The sequence below is a fragment of the Streptomyces sp. NPDC048057 genome, from assembly GCF_040653095.1.
In the GTDB taxonomy this organism is placed as follows: Bacteria; Actinomycetota; Actinomycetes; order Streptomycetales; family Streptomycetaceae; genus Streptomyces.
The window spans coordinates 1-19,313 of sequence record NZ_JBEZNF010000017.1; the positions used below are offsets into that span (position 1 = coordinate 1).

Annotated in this window: 16 protein-coding genes; 13 read left to right on the forward strand and 3 right to left on the reverse strand. The window is 71.4% G+C overall.

The genetic code is table 11. The annotated features are described in order from the left end of the window. Positions 1-143: 143 nt before the first annotated feature. Together AB0E05_RS20740 and AB0E05_RS20745 are read right to left on the reverse strand one after the other, a co-directional pair. A complete protein-coding gene (locus AB0E05_RS20740; protein WP_361965494.1) occupies positions 144-1,295 on the reverse strand; it encodes an acyltransferase in 1,152 nt (383 codons plus the stop codon). Positions 1,296-1,427: 132 nt separating this feature from the next. Next, positions 1,428-2,030: an acyltransferase gene (locus tag AB0E05_RS20745; protein WP_361965496.1), complete on the reverse strand. Its 603-nt coding sequence runs from the start codon at positions 2,028-2,030 to the stop codon at positions 1,428-1,430. 352 nt (positions 2,031-2,382) lie between these two features. Here AB0E05_RS20745 and rplU point away from each other — a divergent pair, with 352 nt between their 5' ends. The 11 genes from rplU (at position 2,383) to AB0E05_RS20800 (ending at position 16,811) form a co-directional block, all read left to right on the forward strand. After that, a complete protein-coding gene (gene rplU, locus AB0E05_RS20750; protein ID WP_361965498.1) occupies positions 2,383-2,703 on the forward strand; it encodes a 50S ribosomal protein L21 in 321 nt (106 codons plus the stop codon). A gap of 14 nt (positions 2,704-2,717) precedes the next feature. Beyond that, on the forward strand, positions 2,718-2,972 hold the full coding sequence (gene rpmA / locus AB0E05_RS20755) for a 50S ribosomal protein L27 (protein WP_361532186.1): 255 nt from the start codon (positions 2,718-2,720) through the stop codon (positions 2,970-2,972). Positions 2,973-3,209: 237 nt separating this feature from the next. After that, positions 3,210-4,649: a GTPase ObgE gene (obgE, locus tag AB0E05_RS20760; RefSeq protein WP_361965500.1), complete on the forward strand. Its 1,440-nt coding sequence runs from the start codon at positions 3,210-3,212 to the stop codon at positions 4,647-4,649. A 277-nt stretch (positions 4,650-4,926) separates the two neighbouring features. After that, a complete protein-coding gene (locus tag AB0E05_RS20765; protein WP_361965502.1) occupies positions 4,927-7,065 on the forward strand; it encodes a glycosyltransferase family 4 protein in 2,139 nt (712 codons plus the stop codon). A gap of 204 nt (positions 7,066-7,269) precedes the next feature. Then, positions 7,270-8,769, forward strand: a complete 1,500-nt coding sequence (locus AB0E05_RS20770; protein ID WP_361965504.1) for a bifunctional cytidylyltransferase/SDR family oxidoreductase — start codon at positions 7,270-7,272, stop codon at positions 8,767-8,769. 242 nt (positions 8,770-9,011) lie between these two features. Continuing rightward, positions 9,012-11,180 carry a hypothetical protein gene (locus AB0E05_RS20775; RefSeq protein WP_361965505.1) on the forward strand — a complete coding sequence of 723 codons (2,169 nt, stop codon included), beginning with the start codon at positions 9,012-9,014 and terminating at the stop codon, positions 11,178-11,180. A 161-nt stretch (positions 11,181-11,341) separates the two neighbouring features. Further along, the gene (gene proB / locus AB0E05_RS20780) at positions 11,342-12,469 is read left to right on the forward strand and encodes a glutamate 5-kinase (RefSeq protein ID WP_361965507.1); all 1,128 of its coding nucleotides are present in this window, start codon (positions 11,342-11,344) and stop codon (positions 12,467-12,469) included. A gap of 186 nt (positions 12,470-12,655) precedes the next feature. Beyond that, complete coding sequence (locus AB0E05_RS20785) at positions 12,656-13,204, forward strand: hypothetical protein (RefSeq protein ID WP_361965509.1); 549 nt, start codon at positions 12,656-12,658, stop codon at positions 13,202-13,204. Between the two features lie 146 nt (positions 13,205-13,350). After that, a complete protein-coding gene (locus AB0E05_RS20790; protein WP_361965511.1) occupies positions 13,351-14,643 on the forward strand; it encodes a glutamate-5-semialdehyde dehydrogenase in 1,293 nt (430 codons plus the stop codon). Between the two features lie 156 nt (positions 14,644-14,799). Further along, positions 14,800-15,432: a hypothetical protein gene (locus tag AB0E05_RS20795; RefSeq protein WP_361965513.1), complete on the forward strand. Its 633-nt coding sequence runs from the start codon at positions 14,800-14,802 to the stop codon at positions 15,430-15,432. A 113-nt stretch (positions 15,433-15,545) separates the two neighbouring features. Further along, on the forward strand, positions 15,546-16,811 hold the full coding sequence (locus AB0E05_RS20800) for a hypothetical protein (protein WP_361965515.1): 1,266 nt from the start codon (positions 15,546-15,548) through the stop codon (positions 16,809-16,811). Between the two features lie 159 nt (positions 16,812-16,970). Here the strand turns inward: AB0E05_RS20800 and AB0E05_RS20805 are convergent, their stop codons facing one another. Next, the gene (locus tag AB0E05_RS20805) at positions 16,971-18,113 is read right to left on the reverse strand and encodes a M48 family metallopeptidase (protein WP_361965517.1); all 1,143 of its coding nucleotides are present in this window, start codon (positions 18,111-18,113) and stop codon (positions 16,971-16,973) included. A 346-nt stretch (positions 18,114-18,459) separates the two neighbouring features. Here AB0E05_RS20805 and AB0E05_RS20810 point away from each other — a divergent pair, with 346 nt between their 5' ends. Together AB0E05_RS20810 and nadD are read left to right on the forward strand one after the other, a co-directional pair. Further along, positions 18,460-18,609 (forward strand): hypothetical protein, encoded by a 150-nt coding sequence (locus AB0E05_RS20810; RefSeq protein ID WP_361532156.1) that lies wholly within the window; start codon positions 18,460-18,462, stop codon positions 18,607-18,609. Between the two features lie 47 nt (positions 18,610-18,656). Then, positions 18,657-19,301 carry a nicotinate-nucleotide adenylyltransferase gene (gene nadD, locus AB0E05_RS20815; RefSeq protein WP_361965519.1) on the forward strand — a complete coding sequence of 215 codons (645 nt, stop codon included), beginning with the start codon at positions 18,657-18,659 and terminating at the stop codon, positions 19,299-19,301. The last annotated feature ends 12 nt before the right edge of the window (positions 19,302-19,313 follow it).

The window sequence follows — 19,313 nt, forward strand, 5'->3', positions numbered from 1 at the left end:
CGCACGGAGCTGGGGCTGAGCTCGGTGGAGACCACCGAACTGCAGCTCGCCCTCAAGCAACGGTTCGGCGTGACGGTCGATCTGTGGGATGCAGGCCATCGGCGCGGGACCCTTCCCCATGTGGCCGGGCCTTCGCGGAGTGCTCAGAGCCGTTTCCTGAGCCAGCCCACTGACGGGCGCTCCACGTAACGGTGCACCAGCCAGGAGAGCAACAGCAGGACACCGATGGTCGTGAGCAGGGTCGCCCAGGGGCCCAGCGGTCCGTACAGCTTCCTGATCACGGCCCAGCCTAGCTCCTCGTGCAGCAGGTACAGCGGGTAGACCAGCGCCCCTGCAGGGGTCAGCCAGCGCCAGTTCACCCGGTCCAGCCTGCGCAGCGCGATGGCGAGGACGAGGAGATAGAAGCTGGTGACCAGGGCGAGGGCGACCCAGGGGTCGCGGTCGAAGCCACGGTTGTCCCGCAGGTTGACGGCGTGCTCCATCAGGTCGCTCTGCATGATCAGCCAGCTTCCGCCGAGCAACAGCCACAGCTTCAGATCAGGTCCGAAGCGGTACATCAGATACATGGCGATGCCCGCGACGAACAGTGCGGTGCTCATGGCGGGGGCGATGGTCGACATGATGGGCAGCCCGGTGGACTTCTGCTGGGCGAAGACCGAGAACAGCAGCCAGGACCAGGCGAAGACGTACACCCGCTGGTAGTTGACCTCCTTCCACAGGACGACGAGGAAGACCAGGTAGAAGCAGAGTTCGATCCACAGCGTCCAGTACGAGCCCACGACGTGCACGGCGTCCATGGGCACCTGGAACATGGTCAGGTTGGTCAGTGAATCGCTGATGGTGGGCGTGGCGCGATCGGTGCCGGGGCCGAGTCGCCACACGAGGAGGCCGACTACCACGGAGAACCAGTAGGCGGGGAAGAGCCGCAGGAAGCGGGCCTTGACGAACTGGCCCGGGGTGCGGTTCCACGCCGAGAGGCAGATGACGAAGCCGCTGATGATGAAGAACAGCTGGACCCCGTAGGAACCGTACTTGGTCACAGGGAACAGCTCGGGGAACAGATACCGGGGGTTCTCCCCCCAGTTGACGTCGGTGGCTTTGTCGATGCCGGTGAAGTGGAACAGGAGAACCGCCAGGGCGGCTATGACGCGGAGCCCGTCGAGGGCGTAGAGCCGGGCGGGACTCTCCCTGGTCTGGCGGTGGGGCTCCGGCGTTTTCGCAGGTGTCGCCGGGGCGGGTTCCGGGACGGTGTGGTGAGCGTCCGTGCCGGGTGTCCGTATTTCGCTAGGAGGCATGTCTGCTGCCATTTCGGGGCTGTGTGAGGACAGGGAGCTGCTGCGCGGGCGGTGGACCCAGGGACCGCGGGACCGAGACGTGGTCGAATGGGATCGCGGCGGCGGGGCCTGCCCCGCCGCCGGGCGGGCCCTTCACCCGGTGCGCTCGGCCAGCTCGCCGTCCTTCTCCTCGTACACCTCGCCCGTCTGCGGGCACTCCCAGACGCCCGGCTCGCCGTCCCGCTCCACCAAGCGCACGCCCGCGCGTCCGACCCAGCCGACCCGGCGGGCGGGCACGCCGACGACGAGGGCGAAGTCCGGCACGTCCTTGGTGACCACGGCGCCCGCGGCGACCATCGCCCAGCGGCCGATCTCCAGCGGGGCCACGCAGACCGAGCGCGCGCCGATGGACGCGCCATCAGCGATCTTCACGCCGACGGCCTCCCAGTCCCCGCCTCGCTTCTGCTGGAACCCGGGGTCGACCGAGCGGGGGTTGTGGTCGTTGGTGAGGACCACAGCGGGGCCGATGAAGACACCGTCACCGAGTTCCGCCGGCTCGTACACGAGGGCGTAGTTCTGCAGCTTGCAGTTATCACCCATACGGACACCCGTGCCCACGTATGCACCCCGCCCGATGACACAGCCCTCGCCGAGGCGGGCGTCCTCGCGGATCTGCGCGAGTTCCCAGACGCTGCTGCCCGCGCCGATCTCGGCGCTGCCGGCGACCTGGGCGGTGGGCTGGACCCTGTAGTTCACGTGAAGCCTTCCGGGTAGGGGACGGTGGCCGGGGCGCGCGGACGGCGCCCGCGCGCCCCGCGAGCATACGTCCCAGCCCCTGAGGTACCCCCACTCCGAGGTCGGCGGCCCCGGGGGCGCTCCACGGCAGCTCCCATGGGCGCAGGGGCCCGGTTTGACCCCTCCCATGGGCGCCCCGTAACCTTGACCGTCGGCGTGTCTGTACGCACGCCAGCTCCTGAGCACCTTCCTCCGGTGGCCGGCCCGGCCGCCGCCCGGAGAGGCCGCTCATCCATTCCGGACGGTCGCGGGCCCCGGCCCGTGCGAACGGCTGGCATCAGGGGCTTCCGTTCCGAGCGAGAGTGAGTTCCGCGTGTACGCCATCGTGCGCAGCGGTGGTCGCCAGCACAAGGTTGCTGTCGGCGACATCGTCGAGGTTGACAAGATTTCCACCGCCCTGGTTGGCGACACGGTAGAGCTCTCTACCCTGCTCGTTGTCGACGGCGACGCCGTGACCAGCGACCCGTGGGTGCTGGCCGGCATCAAGGTCCAGGCCGAGGTCGTGGACCACCACAAGGGCGCCAAGATCGACATCCTGCGCTACAAGAACAAGACCGGTTACCGCCGTCGCCAGGGCCACCGCCAGCAGTACACGGCGATCAAGGTCACCAGCATCCCCACGGCTGCGAAGTAAGGGACTGAGGAGAGATGGCACACAAGAAGGGCGCATCGTCCACCCGGAACGGTCGCGACTCCAACGCTCAGCGGCTCGGCGTGAAGCGCTTCGGCGGTCAGGTCGTCAACGCCGGTGAGATCCTGGTCCGCCAGCGCGGCACCCACTTCCACCCCGGCAAGGGCGTCGGCCGCGGCGGCGACGACACCCTGTTCGCGCTGCAGCCCGGTGCGGTCGAGTTCGGCCGTTTCCGTGGCCGCAAGGTCGTGAACATCGTTCCGGTCGCCTGATTCGATCCTTCTGATCGACGCGATCTTCGACGCGTTCCACGCGATCGATCTGATCGAGGCGCCGTAACACGGTTCTCTTCGCGAGGGCGGACCTCACTTCCCTTACCGGACCCGGGCATCCCGGAACCGTAGGGGAAGCGGGTCCGCCCTTCGCGTGTTACGAGTAAGCAGATCCCGGCAGTGAGCGGTGTGACCGCCCCTGCCCCCGAAACCGGCAGTGACCCTGGAGGACATCCCATGACCACCTTCGTGGACCGCGTCGAGCTGCACGTCGCCGCGGGTAACGGAGGCCACGGCTGTGCCTCCGTTCACCGTGAGAAGTTCAAGCCGCTCGGCGGACCCGACGGCGGCAACGGCGGACGCGGCGGCGACGTGATCCTCGTCGTCGACCAGTCCGTGACGACGCTGCTCGACTACCACCACAGCCCGCACCGCAAGGCCACCAACGGCCAGCCGGGCGAGGGCGGCAACCGCTCCGGCAAGGACGGCCAGGACCTGGTCCTGCCGGTGCCGGACGGCACGGTCGTGCTGGACGGGCAGGGCAACGTCCTGGCCGACCTCGTCGGCCACGGCACCACCTTCGTCGCCGGCCAGGGCGGTCGCGGCGGCCTCGGCAACGCGGCGCTCTCCTCCGCCCGCCGCAAGGCCCCCGGCTTCGCGCTGCTCGGCGAGCCCGGTGAGAGCCGTGACGTGGTCATGGAGCTGAAGACCGTCGCGGACGTGGCCCTCGTCGGCTACCCCTCCGCAGGGAAGTCCTCGCTGATCTCGGTGCTCTCCGCGGCCAAGCCGAAGATCGCGGACTACCCCTTCACCACGCTCGTGCCGAACCTCGGCGTGGTCACCGCCGGCTCCACCGTCTACACCGTCGCCGACGTCCCCGGACTGATCCCCGGCGCCAGCCGCGGCAAGGGCCTCGGCCTGGAGTTCCTGCGGCACGTGGAGCGCTGTTCCGTGCTCGTGCACGTCCTGGACACGGCGACGCTGGAGTCGGACCGCGACCCGCTCTCCGACCTCGACGTCATCGAGGAGGAGCTGCGGCAGTACGGCGGTCTGGACGACCGGCCGCGCCTGGTCGTGCTCAACAAGATCGACATCCCGGACGGCCAGGACCTCGCCGACCTGGTCCGCGCCGACCTCGAAGCCCGGGGCTACCAGGTCTTCGAGGTGTCCGCGGTGGCCCGCACGGGGCTCAAGGAGCTGTCGTACGCGCTCGCGGGCATCGTCGCAAAGGCGCGCGCCGCCAAGCCCCAGGAGGAGGCGACCCGGATCGTCATCCGTCCGAAGGCCGTCGACGACGCCGGCTTCACGGTCACCCGCGAGGACGGGGACCTGTACCGGGTGCGCGGCGAGAAGCCGGAGCGCTGGGTGCGCCAGACCGACTTCAGCAACGACGAGGCCGTCGGCTACCTCGCGGACCGGCTCGCCCGCCTCGGGGTGGAGGAGGAGCTGATGAAGGCCGGGGCCCGCGCGGGTGACGGCGTCGCCATCGGCCCCGAGGAGAACGCGGTCGTCTTCGACTGGGAGCCCACCGTCATGGCGGGCGCCGAGATGCTCGGCCGGCGCGGCGAGGACCACCGCTTCGACGCCCCGCGCCCGTCCGCGCAGCGGCGCCGGGACCGGGACGCGGAGCGGGACGACGCCCAGCGCGCCTACGACGACTTCGACCCCTTCCAGTAGCCAGTAGGCTGCGCGGGCAGCCGCGACGCCCGGTGGGCGCGCGGCGACCGTCGGTGAACACCCCGGGTCGGACGGCGACAGTCCGGCCCGGGGCGCATCGGGTACCGAGCCCGTTTCGTGACCGACGGGTGAAAGTTCCCGACCCGGAACGGAAACTCTCGGTGTCCGAAGAGCGTCTTACTATCAGGTCTCAAATCGTCGGCGGACGTTGTGATTCCGGGGTGCCGGCCGTGAGACAGTGCCGCTTCACCGCCCCAGGAAACCGAACGGAGCCTTGATGAAGATCTCCTTCCTCATACACACGGTCTACGGCATCGGCGGCACCATCCGCACCACGGTGAACCTCGCCGAGGAGCTGGCCGTCCGGCATGAGGTGGAGATCGTCTCGGCGTTCCGGCACCGCGACGTCCCGTTGTTCCCGATCGACCCGCGCGTCAAGCTCTCGTACCTGGTCGACACCCGCCCCAAGTCCCCGACGTACGAGAAGGGGCACCCGGACCACCAGAAGCCGGCCGAGCACTTCCCCCGGCACGAGGCCCGCTACAAGGAGTACAGCAAGCTCACCGACGAGCGGGTGCGCGCCCACTACGCCGAGTCGGACGCCGACGTCGTCATCGGCACCCGCCCCGGCCTCGTCGCCTACCTCGCCCAGTTCGCCCCTCAGAACGCGGTGCTCATCGGCCAGGAGCACATGACGTTCAACCACCACAAGGCGGCGCTGAAGGAGGAGCTGCGCCCGCACCTGGAGACGATGGACGCCTTCGTGACCGTCTCCGAGGGCGACGCCGCGGTGTGGCGCGAGCAGATGCCGCTGCCGGACACCCGACTGCTCTGCATTCCCAACAGCGTCCCCGGGCCCCTCCTCGCCCCCGCCGACCTCTCGCAGAAGCTGATCGTCGCGGCCGGCCGGCTCTCCAAGGAGAAGCAGTACGACGTGCTGCTGAAGGCCTTCGCCAAGGTCGTCGCCGTCCACCCCGACTGGTCCCTGCGGATCTGCGGCTGGGGCCCGGACCGGGACCGGATCCGCCGCGTGCTGCACCGGCTGCGGCTGCACGACAGCGTCCAGCTCATGGGTCCGCGCTCGCCGATCGAGCCCGAGTGGGTCAAGGGCTCCATCGCGGTCTCCACCTCCCGCCAGGAGTCCTTCGGCATGACGCTCGTCGAGGCGATGCGCTGCGGGCTGCCCCTGATCAGCACCGACTGCGACTACGGGCCCCGCGAGATCGTCAAGGACGGCGAGGACGGCCTGCTGGTCCCCGTCGGTGACGTCGCCGCCCTCGCCGCGTCCATGGTGAAGCTGATCGAGGACGAGTCGCTGCGCCGCACCATGGCCGAGGCCGCCCTGCGCAACTCCCGCCGTTACGACCCCGCCGCCGTCGCCAAGCAGTACGCGGACCTCTTCGCCGAACTCGGCGCCGGCTCCGCCCAGCGCAGCCGCTCCTTCCTCTCCTCGACCTCAGCTCTCCCCTCCCCGGAACCGTCCCCGACCCCGGTCGCGGACTGCGTCGCCGAGGCGGACGGCTCCCTGACCGTGACCGTCGTCTCCCCCGAGGCCGCCGCGCTCAAGCACCCCGGGCTCCAGCTGGTGTGGACGCACGACGGGGGAGCGGCCGAGGAGCGGGCGTACCCCCTCGCGCCGAACGGCACCTCCGTCGTCCCCGTCGGCGAGGACTTCGCGGACGGCGTGTGGACGTGCCACACCGACAGCCCCCTCACCGGCCGCCGCACCGAGGTCATCGCCCGCTCCGTCGACCAGCGCGGCGCGATGAACGTCGCCGAGCGGATGCGCACGGACTGCGGCGTGCGCCACCTCGTTCCGTACCGCCAGCAGTTCGAGCACCGGCTGGTGCTGCGCTCCTGGGTGCGCCCGGTGCACGTGGAGTCCGGTGACGTCACGGTCCTGGAGCGCCGGCTGAGCACCGTCGTCGAGCGCCGGCTGGCGCTCACCGGGCGGATCGTCGGCCCCGTCGAGCCCTCCGGCGAGCCCACCCTGGTGCTGCGCCGCGCGGGCACCGGCAGACCCTCGGCCACCGCGGACGCGGCTGCACCGGACGCCACCGACGCCTCGGGCGACGAGATCACCTTCCACGGCACCCGCGAGGGCACCCGCGGCTTCTCCGCCGTCATCGACTGCGAGTCCGTCGCCGCCCTCCAGCGCAGTGGCGACGAGCAGTGGGAGCTGTGGCTGCGCTTCGCCCCGGACCACGAGCCCGTGCAGGTCGCCAGGCTCCTTGACGACGTAGTCCAGAAGAGTGATGTCCGCGTCTACCCCGAGGTGCTGGTGCACAAGCAGCGCCCCCTGCTCTTCGCCCGTCGGGTGATCCGCCGGCTGCGGCGGCAGGACCAGCGACTGGTCAAGCTGCGACTCGCCTTCGACGACACGAACCGCCTCCTGATGAGGGTGCAGGACCGATGACCGGCCCCGCCCTCCGCCACTCCCATCGTCACTCTCCGTGCGCCCCGGCTCCACGAGCCCTCCACGAAAATGACGGCGCAGTTGTACACAGTGTGAAATCACAGTGTCTTCATAGTGTTTGTCGGGCCGTACTCACCTTGCGAGACGGTCACGCAGAGTGCGACCATCGCCCCGTTCCCCACTTCCTCCTAGGTAGGTCTCCCTGTGTCCGCACCGCGTGAAGCCAAGCCCCGTACCACGGCAGTCGTGCTCGCGGGTGGCACCGGCCAAAGAGTGGGACTCGCGATCCCGAAGCAGCTGCTGAAGATCGCGGGCAAGGCGGTCATCGAGCACACGCTGACGACCTTCGAGCAGGCCGACTCCGTCGACGAGGTCATCGTCCTGATGGCGCCCGGCTTCGTGCCGGACGTCGAGCGGATCGTCGCCAAGGCCGGCCTCACCAAGGTCCGCCGGGTCATCGAGGGCGGCGCGACCCGCAACGAGACCACCCGGCGCGCCATCGCCGCCCTCGGCGAGGGCCTCGCCGACGGCGAGGACCCGAACGTGCTCTTCCACGACGCCGTCCGTCCGCTGCTGTCCCAGCGGGTCATCCAGGACTGCGTCGACGCGCTCGACCGCTTCCAGGCCGTGGACGTCGCGATCCCGTCCGCGGACACCATCATCGTCACCCGCACCCACGGCGAGGACGGCGAGTTCATCACCGACGTGCCGGACCGTTCCCGGCTCCGCCGCGGCCAGACCCCGCAGGCGTTCAAGCTGTCCACCATCCGCCGGGCGTACGAGGTCGCCGCCGGCGACCCCAACTTCCAGGCCACCGACGACTGCTCCGTGGTGCTGAAGTACCTGCCGGACGTGCCGATCCACGTCGTCGCCGGCGACGAGTACAACATGAAGGTCACCCAGCCGGTCGACGTCTTCATCGCCGACAAGCTCTTCCAGCTCGCCTCCACCGCCGCCCCCGCCCAGGCCGACGAGGCCGCCTACCGGGAGCTGCTCGACGGCCGCACACTCGTCGTCTTCGGCGGCTCGTACGGCATCGGCGCCGACATCGCCGCACTGGCCGAGAAGTACGGCGCCAAGGTGTACGCCCTCGGCCGCTCCACCACCGGCACCCACGTGGAGAACCCGGAGCACGTCGACGACGCCCTCTCCCGCGCCTACGCCGAGACCGGTCGCATCGACCACGTCATCAACACCGCGGGCGTCCTGCGCATCGGCAAGCTGGCCGAGACCGACAACAGCACCATCCTGGAAGCCCTCCAGGTCAACTACCTGGCCCCGGTCCAGATCGCCCGCGCCTCCTACAAGTACCTGGCGGAGACCAAGGGGCAGCTGCTCCTGTACACCTCCTCCAGCTACACCCGCGGTCGCGCCGAGTACAGCCTGTACTCCTCCACCAAGGCCGCCATGGTGAACCTCACCCAGGCCCTCGCCGACGAGTGGGCCGCCGACGGCATCCGGGTCAACTGCGTCAACCCCGAGCGCACCGCGACCCCGATGCGCACCAAGGCGTTCGGCACCGAGCCGGCGGGCAGCCTGCTCTCCTCCGAGGCGGTCGCCCGGAGCTCGCTCGACGTCCTGCTGTCGGACCTGACCGGGCACGTCATCGACGTGCGCCAGCAGGACCCGACCCGCGGTGCGAGCGAGGCGTCCGGCTTCGAGCAGGCGCTCGCCGCGGTCCTCGACCGCGAGGGGGACATGTGACGCCTTACGACCCGGGGTGCGATAGGGAGCGGCGTCGCGGCGTCCGGCACGGCCACTCCCGGCGTTGCCGGAACGCCCCAGGGCCTGTCGGCGCCTTGCGATCGACCGCACCAGACGCCGCTCCTTACTCCACTCCCTATCGCACCCCGGGTCGTTAACCGCGTCCCCCGCCACCCCCGTCCTCCGCCTCATTTGCTTGTGCTCGTGTGAGATCGACCCGCACCGTTTGGAGCAGGTTCCCCGTGATTTCGACCGTCATTCGTTTGGTACGCGTCGGCAGCAAGTCCGAGTTGGTCGCAGCCCTCCTCATCGGACTCGGCTACCCCGCCGCCCTGCTCGGAGCGCTCCTGCCGAGCGTCCCGGTCTTCGTGGGCGCGGCCGCCGTGACCTACGCGGCGGACGCTTACCTGCACCACAGAGGCAGTTATCTGATCAACCGCCTCAACAAGGTCCGGGTCGGCCTCCCGATCCGCTTCCTGCTGCGCCAGCTCCTGGTCGTGCTGCTGCTCGCCCGCGAAGGGCTCGCCGAGACCTCGCTCTTCTACACCGCGGTCGCCGGCTTCCTCGTCTTCTACGGCCTCCAGGCCCCGCACGGCGCGCTGACGACCCTGATCAGGCTGCGCCGCACCCTGCCGGTCGTCACCCGCAACGTGGACCTGCACGGCGTACGGATCCCGGACGCCCCGCCGCGGCTGCTGATGCGCCGCTCCGCGGAGAAGATGCTCCACCTCGACCTGCCCGCCATGGTCGGCGTCCTGGTCGCCGCCGCCACCGGCACGTACCTCGTCGGATACGCCGGCGTCGCCCTCAGCGTCGCCTTCGGACTGCTCTACACCGCGGTCCTGGTGCCCTGTCTGCGCAACCGCCGCGTGCCGCCCGCCGCCACCGTGCTCAAGGCCGTCAACACCTGGCTGCGCGAGTACCGCCCCACCGTCGTCCTGTACTTCTCCGGCGGCAGCGAGTCCGCGTACCAGGTCAACATGTGGCTGGAGACCATGGAGCAGGTCGACGGCCGCCCGCTGATCCTGATGCGCGAGCGCGACCTGGTGCCCAAGCTGAACGTGACCACCGTGCCGGTGCTCTGCGTCCCCGGCGGCACCCACACCATGAACCTGGACCTGTCCACGGTCCGCGTCGCGCTCTACCCCGCCAACGTCGGCAAGAACATCCACATGCTGCGCCAGCCCGGCATGAAGCACGTCTTCATCGGCCACGGCGACAGCGACAAGCTCGCCAGCGTCAACCCGTTCAGCAAGGCGTACGACGAGGTGTGGACGGCCGGCCGCGCCGGCCGCGACCGGTACGCCCTCGCGGACGTCGGCGTGCGGGACGAGGACCTCGTCGAGGTCGGACGCCCCCAGCTCGCCCCCATCCAGACCTGGACGGGCACCCCGAAGAACCCCGTCCCGACCGTCCTGTACGCCCCCACCTGGGAGGGCTGGGACGACAACCCGGGCAACACCTCCCTGCTGCTCGCCGGCGAGAACATCGTCCGCCGGCTGCTGACCGCGGAGCAGCCGGTCCGCCTCGTCTACAAGCCGCACCCCTTCACCGGCATCCGCAAGAAGGAGGCCAAGGCCGTCCACGAGCGCATCGTGGCCATGGTGAAGAAGGCCGCGGCCGAGCGCGGCACCGACCCGCGCTGGGCCGCCGAGGTCGCCGCGTCCGCGTCGGACCGGGAGAAGGCGCGCACCGAGCTGTCCGCCGTCGAGGCGGAGCTGGCCGCGCTGACCAAGCCGGGGCGCGCCGGCGGCGACGAGGCCGAGCAGTCCCGCGTCTCGCTGGCCGACCCGGTGAAGCTGGCGCGCATCGCGGCGCTGCGGTCCGCGTGGAACGACGCGTACTGGCGCTCGGTCGGCTGGTGGGAGCATCGGATCGTGACCGGCCCCGAGCCGCGGCTGTACGACTGCTTCAACGAGGCCGACGCCATGGTCTCCGACATCTCCAGCGTCGTCTCCGACTTCATGGCCAGCGGCAAGCCCTACGCCGTGACGGACTCCGCGGGCGTCGGCACCGAGGAGTTCCAGCAGCAGAACACCGCGGCGCGGGCCGCGGTCGTCCTCACCAACGGCGCGCAGGACCTGGACAAGCTGCTGGCCGCGGTCGCCTCCCCGGGGCGGGACTCCCAGGCGGGCGCCCGGCGCGAGCTGAAGCAGTACCTCCTCGGGCCGGACCGCCCCACCTCGATGGAGCGCTTCAACGCGGCCGTACGGACGCTCCAGACCGTCGCCGAGGCCCGCAACCGGCGGGTGGAACAGCGCATCGGCGAGCAGGCGGGCGCACCGCTGCTGCCGGGCACCGCCGCCCGCGCGCCCCGCGACACCGGCGCCGAACGCGGCGAGGGCGCCGAGGGCGCCGAGGGCAGCGACACCGACGAGAACAACGGCGCGGAGGCGCGGCTGGCGCGCTGAGGCGCGGTCGTACGGATGTGCCCGGGGCCCGTGGGGAGTCACTCTCCACGGGCCCCGGGCGTTCCCGTGCGCGTCCGGCCGCGGTGCCCTGCCGTGCCCTGCCGTGTCCAGCGGATGAAATGCCGGGGCGCCGAGGTCGCGGCCTGGCATAGATTCGGGCTGTGACAGTGGCAAGACAGCAGGTAGTGCAGGCCCGCAGGATCGTCGTCAAGGTCGGTTCGTCCTCCCTGACCACCGCGTCGGGCGGACTCGACGCCGACCGGGTGGACGCCCTCGTCGACGTCCTCGCCAAGGTCCGCAGCGGTGGGGAGAAGGAGATCGTGCTGGTCTCCTCCGGGGCGATCGCCGCCGGGCTCGCCCCGCTCGGCCTCGCCCGCCGCCCCAAGGACCTCGCCCGACAGCAGGCCGCCGCCAGCGTCGGCCAGGGGCTGCTGGTGGCCCGGTACACCGCGTCCTTCGCGCGGTACGGCGTACGCGTCGGCCAGGTGCTGCTCACCGGCGACGACACCAGCCGCCGGGCCCACTACCGCAACGCCTACCGGACCCTGGACCAGCTCCTGGCCATGGGCGCGGTCCCGGTGATCAACGAGAACGACACCGTGGCCACGGACGAGATCCGGTTCGGCGACAACGACCGGCTCGCGGCCCTCGTCGCCCACCTCGTCCGTGCCGACCTGCTCGTCCTGCTGTCGGACGTGGACGGGCTCTACGACGGGGACCCGGCGAAGCCGGGCGCGACCCGGGTGGACGAGGTGCGCGGCCCCGCCGACATCGCGCACGTCCAGATCGGCAGCGCGGGCCGGGCGGGCGTCGGCACGGGCGGCATGGTCACCAAGGTGGAGGCGGCCCGGATCGCCACCGCCGCCGGGGTGCCCGTCGTCCTCACCTCCGCGGTCAGCGTCGCCGACGCCCTCGCCGGCCGCGCCACCGGCACGTACTTCCACCGCACCGGCCGGCGCTCCGCCGACCGGCTGCTGTGGCTCGCCCACGCCTCCACGCCGCGGGGCGCCCTGGTCCTGGACGACGGCGCGGTGCGGGCGGTCGTGGAGGGCCGCAAGTCGCTGCTGCCGGCCGGGATCGCGGCCGTCGAGGGCGAGTTCACCGCGGGGGACCCGGTGGAGCTGCGCGACGCGGCGGGCCGTCCCGTGGCCCGCGGGCTCGTCAACTTCGACGCCAAGGAGCTTCCCCGACTCCTCGGCCGTTCCACCCGCGACCTCGCACAGGAACTCGGTCCGGCATACGAGAGAGAGGTCGTACACAGGGACGATCTGGTCGTCCTGCACCCCTGAATCGGCTGAAACTGCCGTCAACCAACAGGGACCTTTACTAAAACCGCCCCACGTCCCGTCCGGGACTGGTCAACTTTGTTGGGGGGTCGGACGGGGGTCCCGCCGCGCGCCGGGGCGCGGCCAGGGCAGGGCACCAGGACACATGCAAACAGGAGGCCGCTGGTGACACGAGCGCGCCCAGGGGACTTGTCCCGAGGGAACGATGGCGTCCCCCGTCTGCGCGGGTTGGCGGGCGGGGAGCGGTCCGCGGCCCTCGACGCCGCAGCGGCCACGGTCACGGCCAGGGGCGTGGCCAAGGCCCGGTCCGAGCGGACCCTGACGAGCGTCGACGCGTCCGGGGGCGGCCCCCGCGACGACCAGCGCGACGAAGGCGGCGGCGGGGACGAGGGCAGCCAGTCGAAGCTGTGGCACATCACGCTCAGCGTCTCCGGGGCGACGGCACCGCTCACCGAGGTCCGACGCGGGCTGGAGCAGCTGGCGCACGACCATCCGTTCCTGCTGACCAGCCGGTACGCCAACGACCACGCCGAGATCCGCTACTGGGAAGAGGCCCGCGACCTGCACGACGCCGCCGCGGTGGCGCTGCGGCTGTGGGGCGAGCACCGCTCGTCGGCGAAGCTGCCCCCGTGGACGATCGTCGGCCTGGAGGTCATCGACCGCCAGACGTATCACCAGCGCATCGCGGAGGGCTACGGTCCGCCACCGGCGTCCCCGGTCGGCATCCACCCCTTCTAGCAGCTGTGCTCCTGGCTTCTTGCCAGCTCATGCGGGGTCCGTCGTGGATCGCACGGCCCCGTCGCGGTGCGGGGGCGGTCCGCGGGGGCGTCTCGGAGTGCGGGATGTGGGAGGGGTCGTTCCGCCCGGCGCACTACCCTGCGGGTATGACGACGTCATCGCCGCTCTCGCCGTACGACAACCTCTCCCCGGTCGCCCGGGCCGCCTACCGTGCCCGCGCCGCCGCGGCCGACATCGCGCCCCTGCCGCGTTCGGCGAAGGACGACGCGCTGCTGGCGATCGCGGACGCCCTGGAGGTCCGTGCCAACGAGATCGTTTCGGCCAATGCCGAGGACGTCGCCCGGGCCCGGGAGGCGGGCACCGGCGAGTCGATCGTCGACCGGCTGACCCTCACCCCCGAGCGGGTGCGGGCCATCGCGCACGACGTGCGGGACGTCGCGGCGCTGCCCGACCCGGTCGGCGAGGTGGTGCGCGGCTCCACCCTGCCGAACGGCATCGACCTGCGGCAGGTCCGCGTCCCCCTCGGCGTCGTCGGGATCATCTACGAGGCCCGGCCGAACGTCACCGTGGACGCCGCCGCCCTCTGCCTCAAGTCCGGGAACGCCGTCCTGCTGCGCGGCTCCTCCTCGGCGTACTCCTCCAACACCGCGCTGGTGCGGGTCATCCGCGACGCGGTCGGCGGCTCGGGGCTGCCGGCGGACGCGGTGCAGCTCGTCCCCGGCGAGTCGCGGGACTCCGTGCAGGAGCTGATGCGCGCCCGCGGGCTGGTGGACGTGCTGATCCCGCGCGGTGGCGCCGGGCTGATCCAGACCGTCGTGACGGAGTCCACCGTCCCGGTCATCGAGACGGGCACGGGCAACTGCCACGTGTACGTGGACGCGGACGCGGACCTCGACATGGCGGTGTCGATCCTGGTGAACTCCAAGGCGCAGCGGCCCAGCGTCTGCAACGCCGCCGAGTCCCTCCTGGTGCACCGGGACATCGCCGACGCCTTCCTGCCGCGGGCGCTGGACGCGCTGGCCGAGGCCGGGGTGACCGTCCACGGCGACGAGCGGGTGCTGGGGTACGCGGCCGACAGCAAGGCCACGGTCGTCGAGGCCACCCCGGACGACTGGGAGACCGAGTACCTCTCGTACGACATCGCGGCGGCCGTGGTGGACTCGCTGGACGCGGCGGTGGCCCACATCCGGCTGTGGTCCTCCGGCCACACCGAGGCGATCGTGACCTCCTCGCAGGCGGCGGCCCGACGGTTCACCCAACTGGTGGACTCGACCACGGTCGCGGTGAACGCCTCCACCCGCTTCACGGACGGCGGCCAGTTCGGCTTCGGCGCGGAGATCGGCATCTCGACACAGAAGCTGCACGCCCGGGGGCCGATGGGGCTGCCGGAGCTGACCTCCACGAAGTACATCGTGACCGGCGACGGCCACACCCGCTGACGGCCCCGGGGCGCTCCGGGCGCCCTCCGCCGCGGTCCGCCGGGCGGGGGAGCGGGGGCACCGGTACGGGTCCGGTACGGGTGGGTGTCGGCCACGGCCGCGGCGGACTTCTTCCGCCGTCTGCCCAAACCCATCGCCCAGGTCTACTCTGAAGGCGTGCCGGACGACGTGGGGGGCAGGCCGTTCCCGGACGGCTGGGAGCCTGACGACGACCGCGGAGGCGCGGACGAGGACTTCGCCTCCGTGGTGTTCGACGAGGACTTCGTCAGGTCGGCCAAGGTCCACGAGCCGACCGCCGTCGAGCGGCTGCTGGCCGCGGCCCAGGCCAGGGCGGAGGCCGAGGCGGCCCGCGCCGGCGCCGGGATGGGCGCCCCGGACGACGAGCACTACCCGGACGGGTACGCAGCGTACGACCGCCCCCGCGCCCCCGACGACGGCTGGTCCGCCAACTACAGCCCCTACGACGGCGCGCTGCGGCCCTACCGCAGCACCGCCCGCTGGCACCGGCCGGTCGCCTGGGTGCTGGCCCTGCTGATGGGGATCGGGATGGTCGCCCTGGCCTTCACCGCGGTCTACCGGGGCGCCGCCGGGAACCGCCAGGACCAGGTCCCGACGCCCGCGACGACCGGCGTCGACAGCACCCGGTCGAACCCCGCCCCGGGCGCCGGCACCCCCGGCCCGCCCGGCTCCGCCGCCGACCCGAACGCCCTGCGTGACCGCGTGGCCGTCTCCTCCGCGGCGCCCGACCGCCCCGCCACACCGCTCCCGACGGACCCGCGCACCCCCTGACCTGGACCGCGGGCCGAACGCCGGTGCACCATCGGTGCCGGGAGTGACGTACCGTCAAACTTTGCCCTGCGAAGGCGCGTTTACTGAACGGCCGGCAGACCTACCCTGAAAGTATGGCTGGGCGCGGAGACCCGCCCGGGGAGACCCCCGGAGGGACACCCGAGGGGCCTCCCGGCGACGGGGAGGACGAGTACCGATCCGTCGTCTTCGACGAATCGTTCGTACGCGCTGCGCGGCTCCAGGAGTACTCCGCGCGGGAGCGCCTGGGCAGCCCCGCCCGTGCCGTCCGCACCCTGCCGTCCTGGCACGGCACCCCCCGTCGCAACGGCGGCGCCCCCTCCGCCCTCGTCCTCGCGCTGCTGATCGCGATCGCCCTCGGCACCGTGATCTACCTGGGCGTACGCCACCCCCACCGCTCCCCGGCCAGCCAGCGGGCCGATCCCCTGCGGATCTCGATGATCCCGCTCGTCCCCTCCGGCCCCGTGCCCGGCGGGACCCCCGAGGAACTGTTCCGGCACAGTCCCGCCGCCCAGCACCGCATCGGCGCCTCCGGCATCACCCTGCCCGGTGCCCGTCGCACCGGGAGCTTCTCCGAGAGCGACGTGCTGGCCGCGCTCACCATCGCCAAGAACTACCTCGTGGTCTCCTCGCTCTATCCGGAGGTGCTCACGGGCGGGGCGGTCCGCCCGGTGCGGGTCCTGCTCGACCCCGACCAGTTCGAGCAGTTCGACCGGAGCATGGCCACCCCGGCGCCCGACGGCCACCACGCGGCCACGGGCTGGCTGGTCCGCTTCGACCCGGCGAAGGTCGCGCTGGCCGACCCCGGGGTCCGGGTCGAGGGCGCGCTCAGCTACTCCACGGCCGGCTCGGACACCCTGGAGGTGACCTCCAACCACTCCTTCACCTACGCCCTGCGCCCCGTCGAACCCCCCGGCGCGACCCCGCCCCCGGGCCCCGCGACGACGGCCGACCCGACGGGACCCTCCGCGGAGCCCCAGGCCGCCCCGGCAGGACAACAGGACCCGGGACGCCAGCCGGGCTCGGAGCTGGCGGGCTCGACGGGCGCAGGGCAGCGGGCGGATTCGGCGAACCGGGGCGCCTCCCTCTTCGTCGTACGCCGGGAGATACGGCTCCGTTTCGACCACGACGACCTGCCGCACCGCCGGGCCGAACTCCTCTCCAGCAACATCCAGGCGGGCCCCCAGAGCTGCACGCAAGACGGCTCCGGCACCCTGCGGCCCCTGCTCGCCGGCCAACGAGCGACCCTCGGGGTCCCGGCCGGGACGGATCCGTACACCACGGCCGAGCCGACGACGGCGCTCTGCGGCTCGCTCTCCCCGGCAGCCCAACCGTCCCCTTCACGCCCCTCGCGCCCTTGACGACGCCCCCACCGTCGCCCGGCCCGGCCCGGCCCGAAGCAGGCCCGCGGAGCGAAGCCAGAGCAGGGGCCGGGCGCCCCGGATCGATGGGAAGAGGGGGAGAGGGGAAGGGGAACGAGGGAGGGACGGGGCCGGGGTGAGGAGTGAGGAAGGGGGCCGTCAGCCTTGGCTGCCGGAGCCGCTGCCTCCCGAACCGCCAGTGTCCTTGCCTTCGGTGCCCTTGCCGCTGGTGTCCGAGCTGCCGGCGTCCTTGCTGCCCTCGGACGCTGCGCCGCGGCTGCCGTTGCCCGTGAACTTGTCGCGGAGCTTGCCGCCGAGGTCGCCCGCGCCGCCGGCTATGTCGCCGACCAGCTTCATCAGGGGATCCTTGCTGGTGCGCACCGTGTCGGCGTAGTGGGAGGCGGACTCGCGGAAGGAGTCCGTGACCGAGGTGTCCTTGTCCTCGTCCCGCTTGGGGTAGTGGCCGTCCATGATGCGCTGGAAGTCGCGGCTGTCGGCCCACTTCTTCAGCTCCGCGGCACGGACCGTGGTGAACGGGTGCGAGCGGGGCAGCACGTTCATGATCTTCAGCACGGAGTCGCGCAGGTCGCCGCCGGCCTCGTACTCCTCGGCCTGCTTGAGGAAGGCGTCCACGTTCATCTCGTGGAGGTGGTTGCCGCCAGCGATCTTCATCAGACCGCGCATGGACGCCTGGAGGTCCTGTCCCACCAACAGCCCCGCGCGGTCCGCGGACAGCTCCGACTTGCGGAACCACTCGCGCAGTGCCGTGACGATGGCCATGATCGCCACATTGCCCAGCGGCACCCAGGCGATCTTCAGCGCCAGGTTCGTCAGGAAGAGCAGGATCGTGCGGTACACCGAGTGGCCCGACAGGGCGTGGCCCACCTCGTGGCCGACGACGGCCCGCATCTCCTCTTCGTCCAGCAGCTCCACCAGGCCCGTGGTCACCACGATGATGGGCTCGTCCAGACCGATGCACATGGCATTGGGACGCGGGTCCTGCGTCACGTACATCGCGGGGACCTTCTCCAGGTCGAGGATGTAACAGGCGTCCCGCAACATGGCGTGCAGATGGGCGAACTGGGCGTCGCTCACCCGAACGGAATCGGAGAGGAAGAGGAGGCGCAGACTGCGCTCCGGCAGCAGTCCGCTCAGCGCCTTGAAGACGGTGTCGAAGCCGCTGAGCTTGCGCAGGGCGACCAGCGCCGAGCGGTCCGCGGGATGCTCGTACGCCCGGGAGGAGATGCCCGGGAAGCGCCGGCGCTGCCTGCTCGGCACGTTGTCTTGACTGCTTTCGGTCATTCCAGCCCCCTGTGTGAACCGATGGTGCGTGTGATGGTGCTCGTGTACGTCCGTGCGGATGCGACGGATGTGCGAACGGACGGCTCGCCCCCCTGACGACATCCAGCCTAGGCGCTGGCGTCCAGGGCTGCCGAAGCCTGTGGATAACTCCGGATCGCCGCTCCCCGAAGGGTGTTGGCCCCCCGGAACCCACCGGTCGCCCCGCCCGCTCCCCACCCGCCGGCACCGTCTGGACGGCACCGTGACAACGACAACGTCTGAGTCGGCGTGAGCGTGCCCGACCCGCCCGCATACGATGTGCCCGAAGTCTCTCCGCCCCGCAACCGATCGATTGGTCCCGCTGAAGATGAGCCTCACAAGCACCGCTGCCGACCTGGTCACCCTTGCCGAGGGTGGCGGCCACGAAAGCCTGAGCCCGCTCCTGATCGGCGCCTGCGCCCTCGCCGCGCTGCTCCTGTTGCTGTGGATCACGACCCGCTTCAACCGGGACCGCTGAGTCCCGACCGGGCCGTCCGCACGAACGTGCCAGTAGGCTCTGCACGCATGGGAGAGCAGGAAGTGGTCAACGGAGCCGGGCCCGGTGCCTCGGGCCCCGGCCCGGCCCGTCGTCGACTCGGCGTGATGGGCGGGACGTTCGACCCGATCCACCACGGTCACCTGGTGGCGGCCAGCGAGGTGGCCGCCCTGTTCCACCTCGACGAGGTGGTGTTCGTACCGACGGGTCAGCCGTGGCAGAAGACCCACAAGACCGTGTCCCCGCCAGAGGACCGCTACTTGATGACGGTCATCGCCACGGCGTCCAATCCCCAGTTCTCGGTGAGCCGGATCGACATCGACCGGCCAGGTCCGACGTACACCATCGACACGCTGCGGGACCTGCACGTCCTCAACGCGGACTCCGACCTCTTCTTCATCACCGGAGCCGACGCGCTCTCCCAGATCCTCGGTTGGCGGGACGCCACCGAGCTGTTCTCGCTCGCCCACTTCATCGGGGTGACGCGTCCGGGGCACGACCTGACGGACGACGGACTCCCCGAGGGCAAGGTCTCCCTGGTGGAGGTCCCCGCGCTGGCGATCTCCTCGACCGACTGCCGGGCCAGGGTCGCCCAGGGGGATCCGGTCTGGTACCTGGTGCCGGACGGTGTCGTGCGCTATATCGACAAGCGCCAGTTGTACCGCGGCGACTGAGCCGCGGAGAGG